Consider the following 4,096-nt stretch of genomic DNA (forward strand, 5'->3'; position numbering starts at 1 on the left):
AGGCACGCTGGGAGCGCGCCGTGCAGGCGCTGGGTGTTCCCGTGCACCGCATGCCCAGCGGTGCCGGCCACGACGCCATGAAGCTGCACGAGATCATGCCGCAGGCGATGCTGTTCGTGCGCGGCGAGAACGGCGGCATCAGCCACAACCCGCTCGAATCGAGCACCGCCGACGACATGGACCTGGCCGTGCGCGCTTTCGGCCACGTGCTTGAGCAACTTGCCGAGGACAAGGACTGAACCCCCATGACCACGCCCCAACAAAAACTTGACGCCTGGATCGACCAGCATTTCGACGAGCAGGTGCGCTTCCTGCAGGAGCTGGTGCGCGTACCCACCGACACCCCACCCGGCAACAACGCCCCGCACGCCGACCGCACGGCCGCGCTGCTCGCGCAGATGGGCCTGCCGGCCGAGTCGCACCCGGTGCCCGACGACGAGGTCCGGGCCGCCGGCCTGCAAAGCATCACCAACCTGATCGTGCGCCGCCGCTACGCCGCTGGCGGCCCGACCATCGCCCTGAACGCGCACGGCGACGTGGTGCCGCCCGGCGAGGGCTGGACGCACGACCCCTATGGCGGCGAGATCGAGGACGGCAGGCTCTATGGCCGCGCATCGGCCGTGAGCAAGAGCGACATCGCCACCTTCACCTTCGCCATCCGGGCGCTGGAGGCGCTGGGCGCACCGCTCAAGGGCGGCGTGGAACTGCACGTGACCTACGACGAGGAGTTCGGCGGCGAGCTCGGCCCGGGCTGGCTGCTGGCCCATGGTCTGACGAATCCCGACCTGATGATCGCCGCCGGCTTCAGCTACCAGGTCGTGGTGGCGCACAACGGCTGTCTGCAACTGGAGGTGACAGTGCATGGCGACATGGCGCACGCCGCCATCCCCGACAGCGGCACCGATGCGCTGCAGGCGGCCCACCACATCCTGGGTGCGCTGTACGCGCTCAACCGCGACTACCTGAAAGTCACCTCCGGCGTCGAGGGCATCAGCCACCCCTACCTCAACGTCGGCCTGATCCAGGGCGGCACCAACACCAACGTCGTGCCGGGCAAGGTGGTGCTCAAGCTGGACCGGCGCATGATCCCCGAGGAAGACCCGGCCGAGGTCGAGGCCGCCCTGCGCCGCACGATCGAAGCCGCCGCCGCCAGCTTCGACCCGCCACGCGGCGGTCGCAGCGTGCACGTCGACGTCCGGCGCATCCTGCTGGCGCGCGCCATGCAGCCACTGCCCGGCAACCGGCCGCTGGTGCAGGCCATCCAGCGACACGGACAGGAGCGGTTCGGTGCGCCGATCCCGGCCGTGGGCACGCCCCTGTACACCGATGTGCGTCTGTACGCGGAGCGCGGCATCCCCGGCGTGATCTACGGCGCGGGGCCCCGCACGGTGCGCGAATCGAACGCCAAGCGGGCCGACGAGCACCTGGTGCTCGAGGATTTGCGCCGCGCCACCCAGGTCATCGCGCGCACGCTGCTGGACATCCTCCACGACCTGTAAGGGCGGGGGCAGTCAGACGTGCCACAATAATCGCCCGCCTTTTTTTGGGGCGGGCAGTATCTGGAGAACACATGACCCCCGCCGAACAAGCCCTGCGCGACGCCGCACGCGAATACCATCGCTCCCCCTACAAGGGCAAGATCGCTGTCACACCGACCAAGCCCCTGTCGAACCAGCGCGACCTGTCGCTGGCGTACTCGCCCGGCGTGGCCTACCCCTGCCTGGACATCCAGGCCGATCCGACCCTGGCCGCCGAGTACACCGCGCGCGGCAACCTGGTGGGCGTGATCACCAATGGCACCGCCGTGCTGGGCCTGGGCGACATCGGGCCACTGGCCGGCAAACCGGTGATGGAGGGCAAGGGCTGCCTGTTCAAGAAGTTCGCCGGCGTGGACGTGTTCGACATCGAGCTGGCCGAGCGCGACCCGGACAAGCTGGTCGAGATCATCGCGGCGCTGGAGCCCACGCTCGGCGGCGTCAACCTGGAGGACATCAAGGCGCCCGAGTGCTTCTACATCGAGAAGAAGCTGCGCGAGCGCATGAACATCCCGGTGTTCCACGACGACCAGCACGGCACCGCCATCATCTCCAGCGCCGCCCTGCTCAACGGGCTGGAGCTGGTCGGCAAGAAGATCGAGGACGTCAAGGTCGCCGTCTCCGGCGCGGGCGCCGCCGCCATCGCCTGCGTGGGCGTGATGGTGGGCCTGGGCATCCGGCGCGAGAACGTCTTCATGTGCGACTCCAAGGGCGTGATCTACGAAGGCCGCCCGGGCGGCTACGACGAGTCCAAGGCGCAGTACGCGCAGAAGACCGAGGCGCGCACCCTCGCCGATGCCGTGAACGGCGCCGACGTGTTCCTGGGCTGTTCGGCCCCGGGCGTGCTCACGGCCGAGATGGTCAGGACCATGGCCGACAAGCCCATCATCCTGGCGCTGGCCAACCCCGAACCCGAAATCCGCCCCGAGGTGGCCAAGGCCGCGCGCCCGGACTGCATCATCGCCACGGGCCGCTCCGACTACCCGAACCAGGTCAACAACGTCCTGTGCTTCCCCTACATCTTCCGCGGCGCACTCGACTGCGGCGCGACCAAGATCACCGAAGAAATGAAGCTGGCCTGCGTGCGCCAGATCGCCGACCTGGCCAAGAGCGAGATCAGTGACGAGGTGGCATCGGCCTACGTCGGCCAGGACCTCACCTTCGGCCCCGAGTACCTGATCCCGACCCCGTTCGACACGCGCCTGATTCTCAAGATCGCGCCGGCCGTGGCACAGGCCGCCGCCGACTCCGGCGTCGCCTCCCGGCCCATCGCCGACATGGCCGCCTACAAGGAGAGCCTGGCCCGCTTCGTGACGCAAACGGGCATCCTGATGCGCCCGATTTTCAACGCGGCCAAGGCCGTGCCGGCGGCCAACAAGCGCGTGGCCTTTGCCGACGGCGAAGACGAGCGCGCACTGCGTGCCGCCCAGATGGCGATCGACGACGGTCTGGCCACCCCGATCCTGATCGGCCGGCCGGCCGTCATCGAGGCGCGCATCGCCAAGGCCGGCCTGCGCCTGCGCCTGGGTGTGGACGTGGAGAACGTCAACCCCGAGGACGATCCGCGCTTCCGCCAGTACTGGGAGCACTACCACAAGCTGATGGCGCGCGACGGTGCCACGCCCGAGGTTTCCAAGGCCGCGGTGCGCCGCTCCAACACCGTCATCGGCTCGCTCATGGTCGCGCTTGGTGATGCCGACGCGCTGATCTGCGGACTGGTGGGCAACTACAACACGCACCTGGAACGCATCGACAGCGTCCTGGGCAAGCAGCCGGGGGTGATCAACTACGCCGCGGTCAACGCGCTGATGGCCAACCACCGTGGCCCGATCTTCATCGCCGACACCTACGTCAACGAGGACCCGGGCGCCGAGCAGCTGGCCGAAATCGCCTTCATGGCGGCCCAGCAGGTGCAGCGCTTCGGCATCGTGCCCAAGGTCGCCTTCCTCTCGCACTCCAGCTTCGGTTCGTCCAAGCGCGCGTCCGCGAAGAAGATGCGCCAGGCCCGCGACCTGTTTGTCGCCGCCCACCCGGACATCGAGTGCGACGGTGAACTGCATGGCGACGCGGCTCTCAAGCCCGAGATCCGCAACGCCTACCTGCCCGACTCGACACTGAGCGGCTCGGCCAACCTGCTGATCTGCCCGAACCTGGATGCGGCCAACATCCTCTACAACGTGCTCAAGGAAACCAGCAGCAGCGGTGTGACCGTGGGCCCGATCCTCATGGGGGTGTCCCGCCCGGCCTACATCCTCACGCCCGCGGCCACCGTCCGCCGGGTGCTGAACATGACGGCCCTGGCAGCGGCCAGCCACGTCGGCTGAGCGGGCACGGGCGGGGGCGGGGGCGGTTCAAGCCGCCCCGGTGGTGCCGAAACGGCCCAGCCCCAGCCCGGTCAATCCGCCCTCGCGGCGCAACAGCCACAGCGCCTCCAGCCCGACGCGCTGGGCCAGCGCCAGCCCCTCGCCGGGGCCGGCCACCAGCAGGGCCGTGGCCCAGGCATCGGCGTGCATGCACTGGCGCGCCAACACCGTGACCGAGGCCACGTCGTTGCGCACGGG

The 4,096-nt window shown here is 69.2% G+C and carries 4 protein-coding genes; 3 read left to right on the forward strand and 1 reads right to left on the reverse strand.

The window, feature by feature from the left end; genetic code table 11:
- The 3 genes from PHQ87_RS14765 to PHQ87_RS14775 form a co-directional block, all read left to right on the forward strand.
- Positions 1 to 239: M20/M25/M40 family metallo-hydrolase (locus tag PHQ87_RS14765; RefSeq protein ID WP_300235984.1), on the forward strand; the 239-nt coding region annotated here is incomplete at its 5' end.
- 6 nt (positions 240 to 245) lie between these two features.
- Complete coding sequence (locus PHQ87_RS14770) at positions 246 to 1,499, forward strand: M20/M25/M40 family metallo-hydrolase (protein ID WP_300235985.1); 1,254 nt, start codon at positions 246 to 248, stop codon at positions 1,497 to 1,499.
- Between the two features lie 71 nt (positions 1,500 to 1,570).
- Positions 1,571 to 3,859, forward strand: a complete 2,289-nt coding sequence (locus PHQ87_RS14775) for an NADP-dependent malic enzyme (protein WP_300235987.1) — start codon at positions 1,571 to 1,573, stop codon at positions 3,857 to 3,859.
- A 27-nt stretch (positions 3,860 to 3,886) separates the two neighbouring features.
- Here the strand turns inward: PHQ87_RS14775 and PHQ87_RS14780 are convergent.
- Positions 3,887 to 4,096: FAD:protein FMN transferase (locus PHQ87_RS14780; RefSeq protein WP_300235989.1), on the reverse strand; the 210-nt coding region annotated here is incomplete at its 5' end.

It is taken from the genome of Hydrogenophaga sp., from assembly GCF_028698005.1.
Classification (GTDB): domain Bacteria; phylum Pseudomonadota; class Gammaproteobacteria; order Burkholderiales; family Burkholderiaceae_C; genus Hydrogenophaga.